The following is a 22,736-nucleotide window of genomic DNA, read 5'->3' as shown; positions in this document are numbered from 1 at the left end:
TTAATGTCAGGTCTGTCAGACCACAAATTTTTTAGGACATTCCAGATTTTTAATGGCATTGAAAATCTGATGCGCATGGTCGCAGACAATCAGTTTAGCTCTGTGCTGAGGGGGAATGAAGCCTTCCTGTACCGCATGATCCAGCTGAGCAATCAGGTGATTGTAGAAGCCGTTGACATTGTAGAGCATCATGGGTTTCTGGTGCTGATTCAGCTGACCCCAGGTAGCAATTTCCAGAATTTCTTCAAAGGTACCAAATCCGCCAGGCAGAGCAACAAAAGCACTGGCACGTTCTGCCATCATTGCTTTACGTTCATGCATGTTCTGAACAATATGCAGCTCGGTCAGCTTGTTATGTGCAATTTCATAGTCGAGCATAAATTCAGGAATCACACCGACCACTTCACCATTGTGTTCAATCACAGTATCAGCGACCTGTCCCATCAGACCAATACTGGCACCACCATAGACAATGCCAAAGCCATGATCTGCAATACCTTGAGCCAGACGGATGGCTTTTTCACGGTAAACAGGGTTATTACCAGGGCGGGAGCCACAGTACAGGGCAATGAGAGGCTGTGTTGTTGCAGGAGATGGATTATTCAGTTGTTCTGTCATTCTTAATACACTGCTGATCATGGTATTTTTTTTACCTTATCACTTTATTCTTTGATGCTCTAGTTTATGTCTTAAATATGACAGTTCAGGGTCGGGGGAACAGAGGAAGATTCTGTGTACTTTCTCTGTGTATAAAATTTTTCCTGAAAATAAAAAAGATGAATTTCGCGCTGATCTTGCCTATACTGATGATCTGTTTCACAACAAATGAACCGACATGGGTAGTGGTTGTCATCGCTCCGAACATATCAATTATTCACTAATAATTATTTATCCAGCCTGCTCAGGCATTTTCAGTTATCAGCAAAATATGCAGGCAATGCCTGATCATATCATTCAGGAGATACGTACATGATCCTGGAGTGGATGTCTGATCCTGCTGCATGGGTCGGGCTTGCGACGCTGGTCGTACTGGAAATTGTACTGGGTATTGATAACCTCGTATTCATTGCTATTCTGGCAGAGAAACTTCCACCTGAACAACGCAGTAAAGCCAGGATTCTCGGGCTGTTGCTGGCTTTGGGCATGCGGCTGATTCTGCTTGCTTCCATCGCCTGGGTGGTCACACTGACCAACCCACTGTTCCATATTTTTGATCATCCATTTTCAGGGCGGGATTTAATTCTGCTGTTCGGTGGGGTATTCCTGCTGTTCAAAGGCACCATGGAGCTGCGCGAGCGGCTTGAAGGCGGTGCTCAGCTCAAAGAAGAAAATCCCGTACATGCCACCTTCTGGATGGTCATTGTGCAGATCGTGGTACTTGATGCTGTGTTCTCGCTGGACAGTGTGATTACCGCTGTGGGTATGGTCAAAGAGCTGTCCGTCATGATGATTGCGGTGATTATCGCCGTGGGTATTATGCTGTGGGCATCCCGTCCACTGATGGATTTTGTCAACAAACATCCTACCGTTGTCATTCTGTGTCTGTGCTTCCTGATGATGATCGGTTTCTCCTTGCTGGTCGAAGGCTTTGGCTACCACATTCCGAAAGGCTATCTGTATGCTGCCATTGGTTTCTCTGTCCTGATTGAGTTCCTTAACCAGACGGTGCGTAAAAATCAGGAAAAAACAGTGACCACGACTGACCTGCGTTATCGGACGGCTTCAGCTGTTCTGAAAATGCTGGGCGGAAAATCGGCAGATGGGCAGAACCATAAAGCAGATGATGTGCTGGCAACTCAGGCACTGGCCGATGAAATATTTGATCCTGAAAACAGCGTTTATCACAGTGTGATGGTTCAGGGTGTCCTGGGACTGTCTGAACGACCGGTCAAATCCGTGATGACACCGCGTCCAGAACTGGAGTGGGTTGATCTGGATGAAGACGAAGCGGTATTGAAAGAGCAGTTGCTCAGCATGACGCATTCCAGGCTGATTGTGGCACGTGGGGAACTGGACAATATTTCAGGCATTGTACTGACGCATAAAGTCATGAATGAATTCATTGAAACAGGTGTGCTGGATTTTGAAAAACACCTGCGTGAACCTGTGATTGTGCATGAAAATGCTCAGGTTCTGATGGTCATGGAACAGTTGCGTCAGGCACCTTTACAGATGGCAATTGTGCTGAATGAGTACGGTTCCATCGAAGGTATAGCAACGCCGATTGATGTACTGGAAGCGATTGCCGGTGAATTCCCAGACGAAGATGAAATGGATACTGCTGCTGAAAGCCTGGAAGATGGTTCACTCATGCTGGAAGGTTCTACAGACATCCGTCATGTTTCACTGCTGCTTGGACGTGATCTTGTGGATGAGTCTGAGCAGTACTCGACGCTATCAGGTTATATTCTGTTTCACCTGGGGCGTTTGCCACAGAATGGTGAAAAAATGATTGCGGATGGTTATATATTTGAAGTGGTGACCATGGATGGACATAAGATTGATAAAGTCCATATCGTGGCGCTGGAACAGTCCGATGATGAGTGATAATTCATAAAATACAGAAAAGCTGGTCGAAAGACTGGCTTTTTTATTGGTTTAAAACACGCAGACCATTGAATGGATAAATCTGGGGACAGCTCATTTATTCTGTACACTCAGGCATCAACAGTGAAGTCTTAATCTTAGCGCAGAGTCTGACTGAAATTTAAAACATAGCTCCGTGATGGATTATTTGAGTGGTGATCTCATGATCCCGATGTCTTTTCTATAAGCATGGATGGGACCTTCCAGCATAAATGGATAGGCAATATGCTGCTGCTTTTCTGAAAATCCCCATGTTCCAATGCCTAAATATAAATGCTCATTAATTTTTCTGACCTCATCCACCATATTGATATCAGCACACAATGAATGGAAGCTTTTGTAGATCAGTTGATAGACTGGTTTTGCATCATATCTGGAATGGGCGATCACTGTCTGCATGGGAAATTTTTGAATAATTCTGTTTTTACGCAGAAAGGTATTATAGCCACGTCCCTGATCTTCACTGACAGGGCGAAACGATTTGGTCTGCCAGTTGAGTATCGGATTATTGATGATATAGCCACTCAGGGTCGCAATAAAACTAGGTTGCTTTAACAGGGTGGCTCGATATTCACCGTGCATTTCATTGATTGATGGAGCGTCCAGTGTTTTAAATAAATGGAGCAGTTGCTGGTGGCTCATTTTGGTCAGGGAAACTGCGGTGATTTCATTGTTTTTACGCATCTTAAATTTCCTTTTTTTATTAAGATAATTTTGACAATACATATTGTCAAGTTTGTGTGCGTAAAATATCTGATGCAGGCTTTCAGCTTTAAGTCATACTGGATGTTTTAAAGCGGTACATGGTCATGGACAGGCAAACCGTGATCATGATTGAAACTTTAAGGGTCTGAATTTTTTAAATGATTGAATATCAGGTTTTTTCTTTCTGACGTGTATCAATCCAGTCGGAAAAATACATGACACCAAAATAAAATGGCAATGGCGCAGCGGCTAAAGTTATGCCCAGCCAGAAGGGAAGACCGAAAGCATGATAACCAAATGGAGCAATCAGCAGATTGATCCAGTAGATCAGCATGCCACCATAATTACTCATCAGGGAATTTATCCAGACGGTTACCAGAATCCCCATCGAGATTAAAGCAATGGGGATGGTCAAAGCTGGGGAAACAGTTATACAAGTATACCAGCTGAGTGCTGATTTGAAGCCCGCAATAGTGGCAATCATATTCATGACGCTGATACCGACAGAAATCCAGAAGCTGAGCATGGGGATACGTTCAGATATTTTTGTCATAGATAGCAACTCAAACCCCTGCTGGCTTGTTGAAAAAATGATACTTTGCGGTGTAAGAACCGATAGTCAGGATATATGGGTGAATATATTTTTACTCCATAACCTTTTTATACTGAAGTATTTTTTGAATTCTGTATTTAAGATCAGAAATACAGTGCTGGTGGTCAACAAACCTGAGGTTTTGAAGTTTATAAGCAGCTTTTAAGTCGGTAACATCGGAACTCAGGATAAATCAGACCGATCAGAAACAGGATGGTAAAACCGATCCATAAAAATAAAGCCATTGCTCTGAGTTGTTCTGTATTCCAGTCTTCGGGTGAGCCATTGAAGAAAAATACACTTTTCCAGCCTTTGATACAGTCTGCACCACCCCATGAAAGAATCCATTTACACATCAGGCTGACCGCCAGATAAATAAGTACCCATACCCCAGCAGACATAAAATACCTGATTCATTTTAATAATTTATGAGCTGATCATAGCGGAATTTCAGCTAAAAAGAATCCTTCATTTAAATACGCCATTTATGATCAGAATTTCTTATAATTCCATGGGTTTCCAGAAGGGTTTTATCATGTCAAATTTATCCTGCCCATGTGGTTCACCACTTTACAGCGAGTGTTGCCAGCCTTTACATGCAGGTCAGAAAAAAGCTGAAACGGCTGAACAGCTCATGCGTTCCCGTTACAGTGCATTTGCAAAACATGAAACTGATTATATTGTGCAGACGACTGCTCTGGGGCAACAGCAGGCACTGGATGCCAAAGCCATTGCAGACTGGAGTCAAGCGAACCAGTGGTTAAAGCTCGAAATTGTGCAGACGAAGGAAAAACTGGGTAAAAATCATGCTCAGGTCGAGTTCAAGGCACATTATTCAGAACAGAAAAGCCATGATTCACAGGTACAGATTCATCACGAAGTCTCACATTTTGTAAAGCAGGAGGATACCTGGTATTTTCTTGATCCAACCACAGATCAGCCACTCACCATGAAACAGCCCTGTATTTGTGGTTCAGCTAAAAAATTTAAACAGTGTTGTGCGCAATATCTGTAACTTTTCATGCATTTTGACTTAGAATACGCGCATCGATAACCCTCAGCGGAAGAAGGGCAATGTTGTTATTAGTCATCTATATTATTGCAATTACGGCAGAAGCCATGACGGGTGCGCTGTCGGCTGGACGGCGTAGTATGGACTGGTTTGGCGTGGTGCTGATTGCCTGTGTAACGGCTTTGGGTGGCGGTTCTGTCCGTGATGTCCTGCTTGGGCATTATCCCCTGACCTGGGTGAAACATCCTGAATATCTGGTGCTGACCTGTGTTGCCGCATTTGTGACAATTATTATTGCCAAATGGATGAAGCATTTACATTCCATCTTCCTGTTACTGGATGCTTTAGGTCTGATTGGCTTTACCATTATTGGCTGTCAGATTGCCCTGGAAATGGGACATGGCTTTGTTGTCAGTGCGGTGGCGGGTGTGTTAACGGGTGTATCCGGTGGTATTCTGCGGGATATTCTGTGTAATGATGTTCCACTGGTGTTCCGCCGTGAGCTTTATGCTTCCATTTCTTTTGTTGCGGTCATTTTTTACTGGTTCTGTATCCACTTCGGTTTATCACTGGAGTTGACCGTTATTTCGACGCTGGTTTTTGGTTTCTCTTTACGCTGTATTGCGATTTATTTTGGTCTGGAAATGCCGAAATTTATTTATAAAGATGATGATGAACAGTCTGCATCTTCCAAGGATGAAACCTGATACAGTATATGCAGAACCACGCTGTGTTAAAAAATAGATCTGAAAGATGATGAACTGAACCTGCGGGTTTAAACTGTGGGTTCACTCCTCTAAAAAGAATAAACAGAACAATAAAATCCTGTTGTGAAAGCAGTAAGACTCACTTTCACCTCAAGCCAGAGAATCGTTATGGATTTAATCTCACGAGTACAACGCCTGCCTGTCGGCAAATTTCACTATACCTTGCTGTGGGTCATTGGACTGGGCTGGATGTTCGATGCCATGGACACAGGACTGATTTCCTTTATTCTGGCGCGTATGGCAGAAGAATGGCAAATGACGCCAGCGGAAAAAGGCTGGGTGGTATCGATTGGTTTTGTTGGTATGGCTATTGGGGCGGTGTTTTCAGGCGGACTTGCCGATAAAATTGGTCGCCGTACGGTTTTTGCCATTACCCTGGTGACTTACAGCATCGCAACAGCATTATGTGCATTTGCTCCAAATCTGACCTGGTTACTTGTTTTCCGTTTTGTGGTTGGACTTGGGCTGGGTGGACAGCTGCCTGTTGCCGTGACACTGGTCAGTGAATATATTCCTGCGCAGGTACGTGGTCGTTTTATTGTGCTGCTGGAAAGTTTCTGGGGACTGGGCTGGCTGGTGGCTGCTTTAATTTCTTATTTTGTCATTCCAGATTATGGCTGGCATATTGCCTTTTTAATTGGTGGCTTACCTGCGATTTATGTATTCATGATTCTGAAAAAAGTCCCAGAATCTGTACCGTATCTCATCAATAAAGGGCGGATTGAGGAAGCACATGCACTGGTGCAGAAGCTTGAACGCCAGTGTGGCGTGGAAGTGATTGAAACAATTGAAGTCAAACCTGTTGCAGAAAAAAATACAGTTTCTTTTACACAGCTATGGTCTGATCCATTTGCAAAAAGAACCCTGATGCTGTGGCTGATCTGGTTTGGAATCGTCTTTTCGTATTATGGCATTTTCACCTGGTTACCCAGTCTGCTGGTCAAACAGGGCTATACCATCGTGCAGTCTTTTGAATATGTGCTGGGCATGATTCTGGCTCAGCTTCCAGGTTATGTGGTTGCAGCGTGGTTGGTGGAAAAACTGGGGCGAAAAGCAACGCTGGCAGGCTTTATCGGCATGTGTGCGGTATCTGCCTATTTCTTTGGGCAGGCAACGACCGTCAGTATGATTATGCTCTGGGGCTGCCTGATGTCTTTCTTTAACCTGGGTGCATGGGGTGTGCTTTATACCTATACGCCAGAACAGTACCCAACCAATATCCGTGCATTTGGTTCTGGCTGGGCATCTGCAATCGGACGTATCGGTGGCATCGTAGCGCCACTGGTGGTGACCCATATGATGGTTGCAAGCAATGGTTTCAGTGCAGTCTTTATGATGTTTACCGCTGTGTTGCTGGCTGTGGCAGCTGTGATACTGGTACTGGGTGAAGAAACCAAAGGAAGAACCCTGGAAGAAATCGGGCTTTGAACCTGATGCAGGCAGTGCTTACTTTCACGCTGTCTGCATTTATTTTTCTATGTTGGCAGAACTGATCTGGTATATAATCCTGCCGGATTTTATGAACAGAAAATAAGCACAATAAATATTTAAAATATAAAAAGAATTTAAATTATAAGGATTCAGATATGGCAAAGGCTTTTGCTGTGCATCATTCCATGACAGATCATGGTGGGGTTATTCCTGCAACACAAATGAAAGCAACTCAGATGGGCATCCCTTTTCTTGTGGCAGGAGATGGCTATTTCTGTGCCAGGTGCAGTCAGTGGTCAACGATTATCAAAAGTCATGATCATGTCATTTTTGATGGTAAAGCCGTTGCTTATGTCGGCGATAAGCTCAGCTGTGGTGCAACCATTTTACCGAAACAGGTGCATGTGGTTGGAGAGAGTGGTGGTTCCAGCTGACATGATTCATTCTCTGATTTTAAGCCTGTTAATTCTTGGCAGAATTTAACCAATAGTCTGGTAGCAAGCACGGAAGAGAAAAAAGAATGCTTCTGCCAACAGGATATCGGCATGGAGCTTTTCAGATTAATTTTTCCATCAGATGTTTTTACTAAGTGGCTGTTTTATAAAATAACTTATCCAATAATCAAAAATATTAGTCTTCAAACATCTTCAGCCGGTGTTTTAAGTAAAAGTAAAGTTGGTTCTCAGATATGGACAAAATACAATCAAAACCCAGGTCTTAAAAAAATATGTATCCTGTGAGTCTTAAGGAAGTAGAATGAAAAAAATTATTATAATGGTTTCTACACTTGTTTCCTGTATAAGCCATGCAGGTACGTCTATCCCATTACAGAAACTATCGGATTCAAAGGCATGTCAGAATATAGATAAACTGATAATTTCTGATGATTCAGGTAAATCTGAAGATTTCAGTATTCCAGACGAAGATTATTTAATCCTGAGGTTATCGGATACTCAAAAGAATGGCTGTTATTCTTTTAAGTATTTTCCCAGTATTTCACCTGACATTAGTTTTTTTATAAAAAACAGAAAATTAATAATTAATGAGATTGCAGGTTCTACATTAAATGGAAATCAAATCAAGACGTCATATTCAATAAATTTAAAAAAGAAAAGACTGGATACACTTACTTCAGAGATGATTACTTTTGACAGAGATGAAAAAGCTAATGTTGTTAAAGTTGTAAGTAACTTATTGGAGTAAAATGAATTAAAGAAAAATCTGATCAGCTTTCTTTTACTCAGGGCTGTTACATTACAGTATTGTAAAGTAGTCGTCTGTATCCTGTTCAGGTTAAGATTTTTCATGAATTTAAGTCATTCTCCCAGGAGTTGCCACTATGTCCTGTCTAAAATAATGGACGATTGGTTCTGTAAAAGCTGATTGATGTATTTGTCATATTTTTATAAATAAAACGCTTAAAAATCAATCATGACTTATATTTTAAATAAATGACCATCCATGATGTCTGAATCAACGTATCTGTTGCTGTCCGGATGTGACATCTGAAACCACGATGGATGAGTATCAAAATTATCAGTTGCTCATTTCATCAAAAATGGATAATTTTACGGCAGTAGGAACATCTGAAGACGCAAATTGTCGCTGTGCGGTGTGCTTATACTTGTATAGGTGAAGCTGGCGACTTAGCATAAGAACGTAGAAATAATATTACTTAGAACGAATTGATTCAGGATAACAGGTTGTTATGACAAGCCTTGCGCATCAAGCAACGGAAAACCGTTCCGTAGCCGAATTTACCGAACAGGCTTATTTGAACTATGCCATGTACGTGATCATGGATCGTGCATTACCGCATATCAGTGATGGTTTAAAACCTGTTCAGCGACGTATCGTCTACGCCATGAGTGAACTAGGCTTAAAGCCGAGTGGTAAGCCGAAAAAATCAGCACGTACTGTCGGTGATGTACTGGGTAAGTACCATCCGCATGGTGACTTAGCCTGTTATGAAGCGATGGTATTGATGGCACAGCCATTCAGCTATCGTTATCCATTTATTGAAGGTCAGGGTAACTGGGGTTCACCGGATGATCCTAAATCATTCGCTGCAATGCGTTATACCGAAGCTAAACTTTCACAATACAGTGATTTACTGCTTTCAGAACTGGGTCAAGGCACTTGTGACTGGCAGGATAACTTTGACGGAACCATGAAAGAACCGGTCAGTTTGCCTGCGCGGGTACCCAATATTCTGTTAAACGGTACAACGGGTATTGCTGTCGGTATGGCAACGGATATTCCACCGCACAATTTACGTGAAGTGGTGAAGGGTACGATTGCTTTAATCCGTAAGCCTGATCTGAGTGATGAAAAAGTTGCAGAATACATTCCGGCACCTGATTTACCGACTCGGGCTGAAATTATTACGTCACCCGAAGAATTACTGAAAATACAGACCACGGGACGTGGCAGTTATCGTACCCGTGCAATTTACACAATTGAAAAAAATGAAATTGTGATTACTGAACTGCCTTATCAGGTATCCGGTTCAAAAATTATTACTCAGATTGCAGACCAAATGCAGGCAAAAAAACTGCCACTGGTGACAGACCTGCGTGATGAGTCGGATCATCAGAATCCGACCCGACTGGTGATTGTGCTGCGTTCAAGCCGGATTGATGCAGAAGCGGTCATGAGCCATCTGTTTGCAACGACTGACCTCGAATCAAGCTATCGTGTCAACATGAACATGATCGGTGCTGATGGTCGTCCGCAGGTTAAATCCATCCGTAAAATTTTACTGGAATGGATTGAGATCCGTAAAAATACGGTTACCCGTCGTCTACAGTATCATCTGAATAAAATTGAAAAGCGTTTACATATCCTTGGCGGTTTAATCATTGCTTATCTGAACATTGATGAGGTGATCCGAATTATCCGTGAAGAAGATCAGCCTAAACCAGAGCTCATGGCACGTTTTCATATTGATGAAATTCAGGCAGAAGCCATTCTGGAACTCAAGTTGCGTCATCTGGCAAAACTTGAAGAAATGGAAATGCGCCGTGAACAGGAAGAACTGGAGGCGAAAGCTGCCATTATCCGTGAACAGTTAGCCAACCCTGAATCTTTAAAATCTCTGATTATTGATGAATTAAAAGAGGTGGCAAAAAACTTTGGCGATGACCGCCGTTCTCCGATTGTACAGCGTGCAGAAGCGACAGCCATCAGTGAACAGGATTTAATGCCTGCCGAAGCGGTGACCGTTGTGCTTTCAGAAGCAGGCTGGATCCGTGCTGCCAAAGGGCATGATGTGGATGCTGCCGGTCTGAATTTCCGTGCGGGCGATCAGTACTTAAGTTCAGCTCAGGGCAAGACCAATCAGAAAGTTTATATCCTGGATGAAAGCGGGCGCAGTTATGCACTTGCCATCAACAGTCTGCCTTCTGCCCGTGGTCTGGGTGAGCCTTTAAGTTCAAAACTTTCTCCGGCAAGCGGAGTCGGCTTTATGCAGATTCTTGTGGAGGAAGATGAGCAGGAAATCATTGCGGCAAGTTCAGCAGGCTATGGTTTTAAAACTCAGGCAAAACAGCTGGATACCAATGCCAAAGCAGGTAAAGCATTCCTGACTGTCCCTGATCATGCTCAGGCACTGAACTTACAGGTCGTTAAAGACAGTACGCATCTGGCAGTCCTGAATGGAACGGGCAGACTGTTGCTGATTGATCTTGAAGACTTACCCGTGCTGAATAAAGGCAAAGGTAATAAGTTGATACAACTGGAAAGTGATGACCAGGTGATCGACATGATAACGTTGAACCTGAATGATGTGGTACAGATTGTTGCTGGACAGCAACAGCTTAAACTCAAAGGGGATGATCTCCAGAAATATATCGGTAAAAGAGCAACGAAAGGTCAGCTCCTACCACGGGGATATCAAAAAGCAAATAAACTGTTGATTCAAAGATAATAGTAGCGTTTTTTGAGCAAAATACGTTATATATGATCATATTCGTGAAAATGGATGAGATGCAGCGCATATACAAGCAAAAAATGACGCGCTGCATTGAAAAAAACAGTTGAAAACTAAGGATTATTGATTGGAGAGATAGGCGTTATGGAAAAGATCTGGTTTGCTGAATACCATAAGACAGGGATTCCGGAGACTGTTGAATTACCGGCAGAAAATACATCACTTGTAGATATTTTTGAGCGTAATTTCCAGAAATTTGGTTCACGTGATGCCTTTATCTTTATGGATAAAGTACTGACATTCAGTGAGCTGGAAGAAGCAAGCCGTAAATTTGCTACATATCTTCAAAGCCTGGGGCTGGCAAAAGGATCGCGTGTTGCGGTGATGATGCCAAACGTATTGCAGTATCCTGTGGTTGCACTGGGGGTGTTCCGTGCAGGACTGGTACTGGTCAATGTGAACCCACTGTATACTTCACGTGAACTTGAACATCAGTTGAATGACTCAGGTGCAGAAGCACTGGTTATTGTTGAAAACTTTGCGACGGTGTATCAGGCAATTATCGGTAAAACACCTGTGAAGCATGTGATTGTCGCTTCTGTGGGTGATATGCTGGGTACTTTAAAAGGTACACTGGTGAACTTTGTTCTGCGTTCTGTACGTAAGCAGATTCCAGCGTGGAGTATTCCAGGACATGTGAAGTTCAATGCTGCAATGTCCAAAGTCAGTGCAAACAATTATAAGCGTCCAAGTCTGACTTTAAGTGATACTGCTGTTCTACAGTACACGGGTGGTACAACAGGTGTTTCCAAAGGTGCAGAGCTGACACATCGCAACCTTGTTGCGAATCTGCTGCAGTGTGACGGTATTTTCCAGAGCAAATTCGGTAAAGCCGATGGCGAAAAAGATGACCGTATTTTCTGTGCGCTGCCGCTTTATCATATCTTTGCATTCATGGTCTGTGCCATGTACGGCATGTACAAAGGTCAGGCAAACATTCTGATTCCTAACCCGCGTGATCTGCCTGCGGTGATTAAAGAATTACGTAAATATCAGCCATCGTTCTTCCCAGCGGTCAATACACTGTTTAATGCACTGGTGAACAATGAAGAATTTAAACAGCTGGATCACAGCAAGCTGAAAATGGCGATGGGTGGTGGTATGGCGGTATTGCCATCGACTGCTGAAGCATGGAAGAAAGTAACGGGAACCAACATTATTGAAGGTTACGGTCTTTCTGAAACCTCACCTGTTGCAACGGCAAACCCTCCTGCTTCAGAAGAGTTCAGCGGTACAATCGGGATTCCATTGCCACTGACTGAAGTTGCGATTCTGGATGATGATGGCAATGAAGTTGCACTGGGTGAGCAGGGTGAAATTTCAATCCGTGGCCCTCAGGTTATGAAAGGTTACTGGAACCGTCCTGATGAAACAGAAAAAGTTATGTTCAATGGCTATTTCCGTACAGGCGACATTGGTGTCATGAATGACCGTGGTTTCGTGAAAATTGTAGACCGTAAAAAAGATATGATTCTGGTCTCAGGCTTCAACGTATATCCAGCCGAAATTGAAGAAGTGATTGCGAAACATCCAAAAGTGCTTGAGGTTGCAGCCATTGGTGTACCTGATGAAAAATCAGGTGAGGTGCCTAAGCTGTTTGTTGTGAAGAAGGATCCTTCTTTAACAACTGAAGAAGTACTTGAATATGCTAAAGAAAACCTGACTGGCTATAAACGTCCACGTTATGTTGAATTTATTGATGAATTACCAAAATCCAATGTAGGTAAAATCCTGCGTAAGGACTTACGTAAATAAATCAGATATAAAAAAAGCGCCATAAGGCGCTTTTTTTATGACTTACTTTTCAGAAACCAGCGGTCAATATAAGGTCGTCCGATAGCAACAATGCCCAGAAAGATAAACATGGTGCCGAACTGGCGGCTGAAGCCTGAAATATTAAAAGAGCCATAACTCAGAAAATTATCAATCAGACAATAAACCAGAATAAAAACAACCCATTGCCCAACTGCCATGTTTTTGATGCCTGTGGCAATAAAAGCAATCCACAGGACAAAAAATGTGAAGACGGTAGACCATACATTCAGATTGGCACAGATCACGGTCAGTAAAAAAGCCATAACAGGCAGTACAAACTTCAGAATACGATCCACCTGACGCTGACTTTTGTGCTGCTGCTCCAGCACATCAAACATTTCCTTCTGATCAGGACTAAGCATGATGAATCTCTTCCTCTGGTTATAAAAACACTATATTTAACAAAATTTATTAATGAAATGCCATGCTATGATAGTGCAGAAATTGTTGAAGAGACAGAATGGATGCAAAGTATCAGCGGAATCATATGGCTAATCATCATTGCCTGTCTGTTGCCTTATGTATTTACAGTCATTGCAAAAATGGCGGGTGGATTTAAACCGGCAGATAATCAGAACCCGCGGGATTTTCTGAGTAAAACAACGGGTCTGTCCGCACGTGCAAATGCAGTTCAGCAGAACAGTTTTGAAAGCCTGCCTTTATTTATTGCCTCTGTGCTGATGGCTGAATATATGGTGGTTCCGCAGATTGTGGTGATGACCTTCGGTATTGCCTACATTGTGTTGCGTGTGCTGTATGGCATCTGTTATCTGGCAAATCTTGCAACCCTGCGTTCAGTCATCTGGATGCTGTCTTTGTTATGTCCGATCTGTCTGCTGATAATGGTGATCAAACTGACCTAAGTTCAGACCGGTGAAAATACTTTTTTAATGTCCAGGATGTATAATTCCGGCGACATAACCAGAAAACCGCTATAATTGTGCCGGTTTAAATCAGATTTAATTTGTTAAAGAGTATCCTATGAGCTACAGCAATATCCCTGCGGGTAAAGATGCACCTAACGACATCTATGTAATTATTGAAATTCCTGCAAATGCAGCGCCAATCAAATATGAAATTGATAAAGATTCTGATGCATTATTTGTAGACCGTTTCATGGGTACTGCGATGTTCTACCCAGCGAACTACGGCTATGTTCCAAATACACTGTCTCTTGATGGTGACCCACTTGATGTACTGGTTGTAACTCCACATCCAGTGGAACCAGGTTCGGTAATCCGTTGCCGTCCAGTGGGTAAACTGAACATGGAAGATGACGGTGGTGTGGATGCAAAACTGATTGCAGTACCACATGACAAATTAACACCGCTTTATAAAGATGTTAAAGAATATACAGATCTGCCTGAATTACTGATTAAACAGGTTGAACATTTCTTTGCTCACTATAAAGATCTTGAAGCTGGAAAATGGGTTAAATTAAGCGGTTGGGAAGGTTCTGAAGTTGCAAAACAGGAAGTTCTTGATTCAATCGAAGCTTATAAAGCTGCAAATAAATAATTCCCTCGCGGAACTGGAAAATGATCTGAAACAGAATGTTTTCCATAAAAAAACCTGCACACTGTGCAGGTTTTTTTATGCCTGATACTATGGAAATCAGAAGAATTTCACAGGGATATCAAGGAAAATACGCCATTCGTTGGTGTCACCGATGTATGTATTTTCATATGCATCGTTTGCACGATAGATGGAGTTACGTAAACGTAAGCTGGCATCTTTGGCAAAACCGGACTGAACTGTATATTTGACCTGGTTGAAGAACTCCTGCTCTTTGCCTTCATCCGCTGTGCCGGCAACATTGATATCCCAGCCATAGACATATGCAGTGGTCCAATTCAGACCAGGAACACCTAATTTACCCAGGTCCAGGCTGTACTGTGCCTGTACAGATTTTTCATGGTTACCAATAAAGTCTGAAAGGTAAGAGTTTGGCAGGTAAACACTCTGGAAACCATCCGCATTCTGACCATAGTCATAGCCAACATTCCCTGTGTTCTGCTGGTAAGCTAACATCAGATTATGTGCGCCAGTATTATAGCTACCTGATACCGCCCAGATATTATTGGTTTTTTCAAAACCTGCAATACTCGTTGTTCCATAGTCAGGAGCAACTTCACCTGTTGCAGAATACGTGACCGCATTTTTGTCAAATTTAGTGTGATAACCACTGAAATCAAGTGTCAGTGAGCTGTCATTGGCAAGCGGCTGCTTGAAGTTCACATTTACATAGTGACGTTCAAGTTTGTTTTTGGAATCGAGACCAAAGTAGGATGCATTTAACTGCTCATCAAACTTATATTTTCCACCCCATACAATCGCGCTGTCCAGACGGTTTTTATCTGTTGAAATCTGATCAGACATCTGGTTTTTAGTAAATTTACCGGCAGTCAGTTCAAGACCGTTAATTTCACGGCTGGTTGCAAGTACACCTTCAAAATATTCAGGAACCATACGGCCTGTATTGCTGGCAAGAACCGGCAGATCTAAAATCTGAGTACCATAGCGAACGTCAGTGTTCGAAATGCGGGCTTTTACATTTGCACCACCACGTGCCCAGTGATCGTAGGCATCAACACGGCCTTTTGCATCTTTCTGACCATTGTTGTGCAGTGGAATCATGTTGTTGCCAGCATGATTGTTGTCACCGATTTTAAATGATCCATCGCCAACAACACCTACACCAAAACCGACAACACCCTGAGTATAACCAGAGTCTAAATCGAAAATAGCAGACTGAGCGGTGGAACGGGTGTCTGCTTTGCCATGTTTCTTATCGCGATCAACAAAACCGGTGCGGAACAGTACTGATCCTTCAGCATCTTCTACAAAGCCTTTGGCTTCACTCTGTTCGCTGGCGTATACAGTGGAGATTAATGCGGCATTAATTAAAACTGCCAATGTAAGTTTGCTTGCTTTCAGCATGGGACTGCCTCAAAAAAAAGGATAATTTGCAATATTTGTTTTTACTGAACGGTCAGGTCAGGAAATGGATAAATTGTATAAGTTATCTCATAAAAAGGTACAGTATTTTTGGAAGATTATTTCAATAATATGACATGCGGTTTGTACTTATTTTTCATTAATTTAGATAATAATGAGAATACATAAGCTTTCTGAGCTTTAATTTTTTATTTAAAAAGATGAAATGTATTAGAAAAATCAATCATATTTTGATGAATAGTTTTTACCATAAGTTTTATTATTCAGTACAATTCGGCTTCTTTATGTGTCTGACCCTGAAGCTATGTTCTCTCGAATTTCCCAATTGTTTTTAGCAGCTGCATTTTCTGTTCCTGCGTACACTGTCTGGGCTGATGAGCCTGATACAGGCAACAGCTTTTCTGGTAACGTGGGTGTTGTATCCAGATATGTATACCGTGGCGGTGTGGAAAATGATGATATGGCTGTTCAGGGTGGTGTCGAATATGCGCATAAAAGCGGAGTGACACTGGGTTACTGGGGATCAACGCTGGGTTATGATCCTGCCGATGACGCAAAGAACCGTGGGTTTGAACACGATCTTTATGTGGCTTATGACCATGATTTTGCCAAAGACTGGAAATATCATTTGCAGACAACAGCTTATTATTATCAGGACAGCGGCAGACTGGTGTCTGAAGAGGGTGAACGCCGTAAACTCACAGGCTATGATGTGATGGGTTATGTGGCATATAAAGACCTGAGTGTGGGTGCAACGGTTCAGTTGAACAATGCCACTTATGCCAATGCCGGAGATGTGTATTTGAGTGCGGTTTATCATCATCCTTTAAAATATGACATGACGCTGAACACCTCAGTGGGTGCATATATTTACAATGATGCTCACGATGACAGCTTTATACAGACTGAAAAAGACGTTGTTTTCAATGAAGCACGGGTGGGAGTGAGTAAGGCCTTTTCCGATACAGGGCTGACTGCCAGCCTTGATTATGTGGTGGGTGGTCAGGACCGACTGGGTGACGATTTTGATAATCATATGGTCGCAGGATTGAATTTCAGTTTCTGAATGATTTTAAAGGCTTAAAAAGTGCATTTTAAAAATGCACTTTTTTAATGCGTAAAATTTAATCACAAAACAAAAAATGCCGAATTATGGAGCGTAACTGCCCCCGCAGTTTCATCCGGTTTTTCTTATCTCAGCTTACAGATATTACATTTAATTTATGCCAGACCCCGGGTTGTAAATGGCATTTTTATGCAGCATTCGAGCACACTGCTATGCGCTGTTATATGACAGTTTGCCGGTTTATGTTCCTGTTGTATCTCTATATTCAGACTGGCTGGTCCAGGCGGTGCTCTGAACAGCTTAAGTTTTGTCTGTGCATGAAAAAGATAATTTTAAATATAAGTTGTTGTTTTGATGGTTATTTAATTTTTTTATTCTGATGCAGTCATAAGCTGGCACAGCAATTGCTGAACAGATATCGGAATCATTAAATTTCAGCAAAACAAATACACATCAAACGATGGGGGAGTTATCAAGATGAAATTATCCACTCAGGCATTTTCTGTTGCTGTTCTTAGCTGTATGACTGCTGGCACTGCCATGGCAGCGGAAGATACAGCACTGTCTCAGATGGGACTGAGTTTCAGCGGTTCAGCTGCTGCAACTTCTGACTACCGTTTCCGCGGTATTACTCAGACACAGTCCGATCCTGCTGTTCAGGCAGGTTTCACACTGGCACATACCTCAGGACTGTATGCAGGTGCATGGGGTTCCAATGTCAGCTTTGGTTCGGACTCTCCATCGCTGGAACTTGATCCTTATATTGGTTACAGCACTACTTTAGAGGCGATCGGGAGTAAACCTGTTCTTGATGTGGGTGTCTGGTATTACAACTATCCAGGTTCAAGTGATCTGAACTGGGCAGAGCTGTACGGTAAGCTGACTTTCAAAAATGCGGTTGCTGAAGGAGACAGTATTCTGACCAATATCAACTATACCAACGACTATGCAGGGGTCAAAGCGGACAGCTGGAATGTCAATCTCGGTTATAGCGTACCTTTTGGTGCAACAGGTTTTGGTGGTGTGTTTGGTGTGGGATATACCACGGTGGACGAAGACAAATACAGCTTCAATGGTGATGACAACTATGTGGACTGGAAAGCAGGCGTGACCTATGGCTTTAAATCTGTTTCAGGTTTAAGCGCAGAACTGGCTGCAATAGGTACAAATACTGAGACAGCAGGTTTAACTCATGCTCAGAAACGTGCAGTTGAAACCGGTGCAGTATTTACACTGACCAAAGCATTCTGATCAGACTGAATATATGAACAGGAAAGGGCGACAGTATTGTCGCCTTTTTTATGCTTTAAGCCTGCCTGATCAGGATTGCTGACCTCTGTAGGACAGTGCTTCAGAAAGGTGTGAACTCTGTATCTGTTCTGAACCTGCAAGGTCTGAAATGGTGCGGGCGACCCGTAAAATCCGATGATATGCCCGTGCCGATAAATTCAGTCTCTGTTGTGCCATTTCCAGCATTCTGGCTGAAGACTCATCCAGTTGAGCATGTTTTTCCAGTAGCTGTGGTGACAGGTTCTGATTCAGAAAACCCTGTCTTTGCATCTGCAGTTCATAAGCCTGAGTAATTCGGTTGCGAACTGTTTCTGAGTTTTCGACCGGTTTATTGTCCTGGAGTTCGTGGGCTTTTAAGGGGGGTACATCAATATGCAGATCTATACGATCGAGTAAAGGACCTGAAATTCGGTTCTGATAGCGTTTGATGGATTCAGCCGAGCACTGACAGCGCACATCCTGATTAAAGGCATAACCACATGGGCATGGGTTCATGGCTGCAATCAGCTGAAAGTTTGCAGGAAAGGTGATCTGGCGGGAGGCTCTTGAAATAACAATTTCTCTGGACTCCAGCGGTTGACGCAGTACTTCCAGCACTTTACGGTCAAACTCAGGTAATTCATCCAGAAATAACACACCTAAATGTGCAAGGGTGATTTCTCCAGGTTTTGGATATGATCCGCCTCCAACCAGGGCAATGGCAGATGCCGTATGGTGCGGTGCTCTGAATGGACGTTGCCCGAAAGTGTGTGGCGTACTGGCAATCGAGTAGATACTTGCCACTTCCAGATTTTCCTGTGCTGTCAGTGGAGGTAGGATGCCTGAGAGTCTGGACGCGAGTAATGTTTTGCCTGTGCCGGGAGGTCCTTTAAATAAAATGGAGTGTCCGCCTGCTGCTGCAATTTCCAGTGCCCGTCGGGGACGCAACTGACCTTTAATATCAGCCATATCAAATTTACAGGAAGGCTCTGTCCGTATCTCTGGAGATGCTGTGGCGCTGATTTTGTGCATTTCAAGGAAATGCTCACAGACCTGACGTAAATGTGTAGCTGCATAGACCTGCAAGGCAGGCAACTGGGCAGCTTCTGGTGCATTTTCAGAAGAAAGCATTAAATGATGTTCTGCCTGAAGGCATGCCATGGCAATGGTTAAAGTACCTGAGACAGGACGTAAATGACCATCCAGTGCCAGTTCTCCAATGAACTCAAAACCATCTGTTACATTTTCAGGCAGTTGCCCTGAAGCAATCAGAATACCCAGTGCAATGGGCAGATCAAGTCTGGAACCATCTTTGGGCAAATCTGCCGGTGCCAGGTTGATAGTCAGGCGTTTTGCCGGAAACTGAAAACCACTGTTGATGATGGCAGAGCGCACACGATCCTTACTTTCTCTGACCGCTGCCTCAGCCAGTCCCACAATGGTCAGAGAGGGCAGTCCCTGACTGAGATGGACTTCAACTTCAATAAGCGGGGCATGCAGCCCCAGCAATCCCCGGGTATGAATTTTTGCGAATGACATTATTATTGTTCCATTTTTGTGCGCATTTTTTAATCATTATGCGTCTTTTTATGCACCTTTCTGGTGCTTATTTATTGTTCTGAATTTTACTTTCGAGTGTTTCAACCAGTTGAGTCAGTTCCTGAAGTCGTTGGGTCGCGACATTCAGAGCAGTGCGCTGACGTTCGATTTCTTCACGGGATACCAGATCCATTTTGCTGACGGCTTCATTCAGTAAAGCACGTACATTATGTTCCAGATCTTTCTTTGGCTGATCCACCTGTTCAAGAATCGCCTGTAATAAGGTTTCAATCATTTTTTAAGCCTTGAATTGAAATAAGTTTGCGCAGTGTATCACCGCTCAGAGCTGCTCGGACAGTGTTTCAGTTTAAATATGGTTTCGTGTTTATAACAGTGTTAAGGAATCCAGTAAAAATGTCTAATATTAATGATTAATCTGCTTGAAAACGGATAAAATAGGTTATAAAGAAAACTCATGTACAGGAAATCTGTTTTCCCCCGACCTCAGATATTTCTGGCATGAAATTTGAACATAAAACCTTACTGGTGAAAGAAGCCGAAGGAAAACACACATGAAGCTCGTAACTGCAATTGTAAAACCCTTTAAACTGGATGATGTTCGTGAAGCATTGTCTGAAATTGGTGTTCAAGGGATCACCGTAACAGAAGTCAAAGGATTTGGTCGTCAGAAAGGTCATACAGAACTTTATCGTGGCGCTGAATATGTTGTTGATTTTCTTCCTAAAGTAAAAATTGAAATCGCAATCAGCGATGAAATGGTGGATTCAGTTATCGAATCAATTACCCGTGTTGCAAGCACAGGCAAAATTGGTGATGGCAAAATCTTTGTCACTAATCTGGAGCAGGTCATCCGTATCCGTACTGGTGAAACAGGTGCAGATGCCGTTTAACTGGCACGAAGTTTGCTGAGTATCTAATAACTCAGAAAAACAGGTTGGGGGATACGAATGAAAAAAATGCTTTTCGCGCTGAGTCTGTCCGGCGCATTATTAGGTGGTTCTGTTGCATGGGCTGAAGAAGCGGTTACGACACCGGCTTCTACTGCTGATGCAGTGGTCGTTGAAACAACTGTAACTGACGTACAGCCAGTTGCTGTTCCGGCTGCTGCTGAACAGGCACCCGCAGAAGAAGCACCCACTCTTGATACAGGTGATACTGCCTGGATTCTGATTTCTACAGCACTTGTGCTGCTGATGACCATCCCAGGTCTGGCATTGTTCTACGGTGGTATGGTTCGTAAGAAAAACGTTCTCAGTACCATGTCACACAGTTTTGTTGCCGCAGCAGTGGTAAGTATTGCCTGGATCGTGATTGGTTACTCTCTTGCCTTCGGTCAGGGCAATGCCTTTATCGGTAGCCTGGACAAAGTCATGCTGTCCGGTATTACGACTGACGCACTGACAGGCACTATTCCTGAAATTCTCTTTGTTGTATTCCAGATGACGTTTGCCATTATCACGGTTGCGATTATCAGTGGTTCAATTGCCGAACGTATGAAATTCAGTGCTTTTGTTGCCTTTATTGCAGTCTGGGTTGTGGTTGTCTATGCCCCGATCACACACTGGGTATGGGGTGGCGGCTGGTTAGGCAGCGATGGCGCACTGGACTTTGCTGGTGGTACCGTGGTTCACATCAACTCGGGTGTGGCAGGTCTGGTCGCAGCTTATATGCTGGGCAAACGTATTGGACTTGGACGTGAATCCATGGCACCTCACAATCTGACACTGACTGTACTGGGTGCAAGTCTGGTCTGGGTTGGCTGGTTTGGATTTAACGGTGGTTCTGCACTGGGTGCAAATGGTTCTGCTGCCTATGCCATGATTGTGACTCAGGTTGCTGCTGCCGCTGCTGCAATTTCCTGGTTGATCACTGAAAAAGTGATCCGTGGTAAAGCTTCTGTGTTGGGTGCGGCTTCTGGTGCAGTTGCAGGTCTGGTGGTGATTACGCCAGCAGCCGGTTTTGTTACTGTCGGTGGTGCACTAGCAATGGGTCTGATCGGTGGTGTGGTCTGTTTCTGGGGTATTTCTGCACTGAAACGCATACTCAAAGCCGACGATTCACTGGATGCATTTGGTCTGCATGGCGTAGGCGGTATAGTCGGGGCAATCCTGACAGCGTTCTTTGCCAGTGAATTTATTATGGGCGATAAAGCACCGGTCAGTGTTGCTCATCAGTTATGGGTACAGGTTGAAGGTGTTCTTGCAACGATTGCTTACTCAGCAGTCCTGACATTTATTATTCTGAAAGTGATTGATCTGATTATTGGTATCCGTGTGACACCTGATGATGAGCGTATGGGTCTGGACTTAAGTCAGCATGGTGAACGTGTAGAATAAAAGCTGAAAAGTATTATCAATATATTGTGTAAAACAGTCCTTCGGGGCTGTTTTTTTTCCATATCCAGCGAAAGTCTCTACAAAATACATTATTTTTGCTACACTCTGAGTTCAGTACAATTTGTTCAATTAAACCGCTATGCATTGTCCATTTTGCAACGCAGCAGACAGTAAAGTGATTGACTCCCGTCTGGCGGCTGAAGGCTGCCAGATCCGTCGACGCCGTGAATGTACGAGCTGTGGTGAACGATTTACCACCTTTGAAAGCTATGAAGTGGTCATGCCCCGTGTGACCAAGTCAGATGGTAAAAATGAACCGTTTGATGAGGCAAAGTTACGCCGTTCACTGATGCATGCCTTGCAGAAAAGACCTGTGACTCAGGAGCAGATTGAAACGGTGCTGAGCGATATTCAGTTACAGATCCGCCGTCTTGGAGAGCGTGATGTCCGTTCACGTACCATTGGTGAGATTGTCATGCAGTCACTGTTTGCCCTGGATCATGTGGCTTATGTACGTTTTGCATCGGTTTATCAGGATTTTCAGGATGTTGAAGCCTTCCGCAGGCAGATTGAACAGATGCAGCACCACCGTGGTGTCCAGGATTAATTGTCAGCGTGATTTTAAAGAAACAGCCCCCATCTTCTTAT

Annotated in this window: 22 protein-coding genes and 1 pseudogene; 15 read left to right on the top strand and 8 right to left on the bottom strand. The window is 43.3% G+C overall.

Features of this window, described 5'->3' with window-relative positions; all coding sequences use genetic code 11:
• Positions 1-15: 15 nt before the first annotated feature.
• Positions 16-639 (bottom strand): TIGR00730 family Rossman fold protein, encoded by a 624-nt coding sequence (locus tag CDG61_RS16435; RefSeq protein ID WP_087513541.1) that lies wholly within the window; start codon positions 637-639, stop codon positions 16-18.
• Between the two features lie 330 nt (positions 640-969).
• Here CDG61_RS16435 and CDG61_RS16430 point away from each other — a divergent pair, with 330 nt between their 5' ends.
• Complete coding sequence (locus tag CDG61_RS16430; RefSeq protein ID WP_087513542.1) at positions 970-2,547, top strand: TerC family protein; 1,578 nt, start codon at positions 970-972, stop codon at positions 2,545-2,547.
• Between the two features lie 183 nt (positions 2,548-2,730).
• On the opposite strand, the gene CDG61_RS16425 is transcribed toward CDG61_RS16430, so the two are convergent.
• The 3 genes from CDG61_RS16425 to CDG61_RS16410 form a co-directional block, all read right to left on the bottom strand.
• Positions 2,731-3,270 (bottom strand): hypothetical protein, encoded by a 540-nt coding sequence (locus CDG61_RS16425; protein ID WP_087551538.1) that lies wholly within the window; start codon positions 3,268-3,270, stop codon positions 2,731-2,733.
• A 190-nt stretch (positions 3,271-3,460) separates the two neighbouring features.
• Positions 3,461-3,844: a hypothetical protein gene (locus tag CDG61_RS16420; protein ID WP_147387803.1), complete on the bottom strand. Its 384-nt coding sequence runs from the start codon at positions 3,842-3,844 to the stop codon at positions 3,461-3,463.
• A gap of 188 nt (positions 3,845-4,032) precedes the next feature.
• Complete coding sequence (locus tag CDG61_RS16410) at positions 4,033-4,284, bottom strand: hypothetical protein (RefSeq protein ID WP_087551535.1); 252 nt, start codon at positions 4,282-4,284, stop codon at positions 4,033-4,035.
• Between the two features lie 134 nt (positions 4,285-4,418).
• On the opposite strand from CDG61_RS16410, the gene CDG61_RS16405 reads away from it, so the two are divergent.
• The 7 genes and pseudogenes from CDG61_RS16405 to CDG61_RS16370 all read left to right on the top strand — a co-directional run bounded on the left by CDG61_RS16405 (position 4,419) and on the right by CDG61_RS16370 (position 12,839).
• Positions 4,419-4,898 carry a YchJ family protein gene (locus CDG61_RS16405; RefSeq protein ID WP_087551557.1) on the top strand — a complete coding sequence of 160 codons (480 nt, stop codon included), beginning with the start codon at positions 4,419-4,421 and terminating at the stop codon, positions 4,896-4,898.
• Between the two features lie 59 nt (positions 4,899-4,957).
• Entirely contained in the window at positions 4,958-5,602 is a 645-nt protein-coding gene (locus CDG61_RS16400; RefSeq protein WP_087513546.1) for a trimeric intracellular cation channel family protein, read from the top strand.
• Positions 5,603-5,770: 168 nt separating this feature from the next.
• Positions 5,771-7,090 carry an MFS transporter gene (locus CDG61_RS16395; protein WP_087551534.1) on the top strand — a complete coding sequence of 440 codons (1,320 nt, stop codon included), beginning with the start codon at positions 5,771-5,773 and terminating at the stop codon, positions 7,088-7,090.
• Between the two features lie 158 nt (positions 7,091-7,248).
• Positions 7,249-7,521 (top strand): annotated as a pseudogene (locus CDG61_RS16390) (PAAR domain-containing protein); the annotation flags it as partial.
• Between the two features lie 328 nt (positions 7,522-7,849).
• The gene (locus tag CDG61_RS16380; protein ID WP_087551532.1) at positions 7,850-8,296 is read left to right on the top strand and encodes a hypothetical protein; all 447 of its coding nucleotides are present in this window, start codon (positions 7,850-7,852) and stop codon (positions 8,294-8,296) included.
• 505 nt (positions 8,297-8,801) lie between these two features.
• Positions 8,802-11,021: a DNA topoisomerase IV subunit A gene (parC, locus tag CDG61_RS16375; RefSeq protein ID WP_087551531.1), complete on the top strand. Its 2,220-nt coding sequence runs from the start codon at positions 8,802-8,804 to the stop codon at positions 11,019-11,021.
• A gap of 147 nt (positions 11,022-11,168) precedes the next feature.
• Positions 11,169-12,839, top strand: coding sequence for an AMP-binding protein (locus CDG61_RS16370; RefSeq protein WP_087551530.1), 1,671 nt, complete (start codon positions 11,169-11,171; stop codon positions 12,837-12,839).
• 35 nt (positions 12,840-12,874) lie between these two features.
• Here CDG61_RS16370 and CDG61_RS16365 read toward each other — a convergent pair whose 3' ends face one another.
• Positions 12,875-13,261, bottom strand: coding sequence for a hypothetical protein (locus tag CDG61_RS16365; protein WP_087513552.1), 387 nt, complete (start codon positions 13,259-13,261; stop codon positions 12,875-12,877).
• Positions 13,262-13,363: 102 nt separating this feature from the next.
• On the opposite strand from CDG61_RS16365, the gene CDG61_RS16360 reads away from it, so the two are divergent.
• Both CDG61_RS16360 and ppa read left to right on the top strand, forming a co-directional pair.
• Entirely contained in the window at positions 13,364-13,762 is a 399-nt protein-coding gene (locus CDG61_RS16360) for an MAPEG family protein (RefSeq protein WP_087513610.1), read from the top strand.
• A 118-nt stretch (positions 13,763-13,880) separates the two neighbouring features.
• Positions 13,881-14,417, top strand: coding sequence for an inorganic diphosphatase (gene ppa / locus CDG61_RS16355; protein WP_087513553.1), 537 nt, complete (start codon positions 13,881-13,883; stop codon positions 14,415-14,417).
• Positions 14,418-14,513: 96 nt separating this feature from the next.
• Here ppa and CDG61_RS16350 read toward each other — a convergent pair whose 3' ends face one another.
• Positions 14,514-15,839: an OprD family outer membrane porin gene (locus tag CDG61_RS16350; protein ID WP_087551529.1), complete on the bottom strand. Its 1,326-nt coding sequence runs from the start codon at positions 15,837-15,839 to the stop codon at positions 14,514-14,516.
• Between the two features lie 304 nt (positions 15,840-16,143).
• Here CDG61_RS16350 and CDG61_RS16345 point away from each other — a divergent pair, with 304 nt between their 5' ends.
• Entirely contained in the window at positions 16,144-16,923 is a 780-nt protein-coding gene (locus tag CDG61_RS16345) for a TorF family putative porin (protein WP_228199591.1), read from the top strand.
• Between the two features lie 477 nt (positions 16,924-17,400).
• Complete coding sequence (locus CDG61_RS16340) at positions 17,401-18,174, top strand: TorF family putative porin (protein WP_087513557.1); 774 nt, start codon at positions 17,401-17,403, stop codon at positions 18,172-18,174.
• A 69-nt stretch (positions 18,175-18,243) separates the two neighbouring features.
• Here CDG61_RS16340 and CDG61_RS16335 read toward each other — a convergent pair whose 3' ends face one another.
• Both CDG61_RS16335 and CDG61_RS16330 read right to left on the bottom strand, forming a co-directional pair.
• A complete protein-coding gene (locus CDG61_RS16335) occupies positions 18,244-19,731 on the bottom strand; it encodes a YifB family Mg chelatase-like AAA ATPase (RefSeq protein WP_087551527.1) in 1,488 nt (495 codons plus the stop codon).
• A 67-nt stretch (positions 19,732-19,798) separates the two neighbouring features.
• Complete coding sequence (locus CDG61_RS16330; RefSeq protein WP_087551526.1) at positions 19,799-20,026, bottom strand: accessory factor UbiK family protein; 228 nt, start codon at positions 20,024-20,026, stop codon at positions 19,799-19,801.
• Positions 20,027-20,303: 277 nt separating this feature from the next.
• Here CDG61_RS16330 and glnK point away from each other — a divergent pair, with 277 nt between their 5' ends.
• The 3 genes from glnK to nrdR all read left to right on the top strand — a co-directional run bounded on the left by glnK (position 20,304) and on the right by nrdR (position 22,695).
• Positions 20,304-20,642: a P-II family nitrogen regulator gene (gene glnK / locus CDG61_RS16325; protein ID WP_004650081.1), complete on the top strand. Its 339-nt coding sequence runs from the start codon at positions 20,304-20,306 to the stop codon at positions 20,640-20,642.
• A 57-nt stretch (positions 20,643-20,699) separates the two neighbouring features.
• A complete protein-coding gene (locus tag CDG61_RS16320) occupies positions 20,700-22,088 on the top strand; it encodes an ammonium transporter (protein ID WP_087551525.1) in 1,389 nt (462 codons plus the stop codon).
• A 139-nt stretch (positions 22,089-22,227) separates the two neighbouring features.
• Positions 22,228-22,695, top strand: coding sequence for a transcriptional regulator NrdR (nrdR, locus tag CDG61_RS16315; RefSeq protein ID WP_087513561.1), 468 nt, complete (start codon positions 22,228-22,230; stop codon positions 22,693-22,695).
• The last annotated feature ends 41 nt before the right edge of the window (positions 22,696-22,736 follow it).

Origin of the sequence: Acinetobacter sp. WCHAc010052 (genome assembly GCF_002165295.2) — a bacterium.
GTDB classification, from domain to species: Bacteria; Pseudomonadota; Gammaproteobacteria; order Pseudomonadales; family Moraxellaceae; genus Acinetobacter; species Acinetobacter chinensis.
Note: the sequence above shows the minus strand (reverse complement) of the source record. Positions and strands in the feature narration are given on the sequence as shown.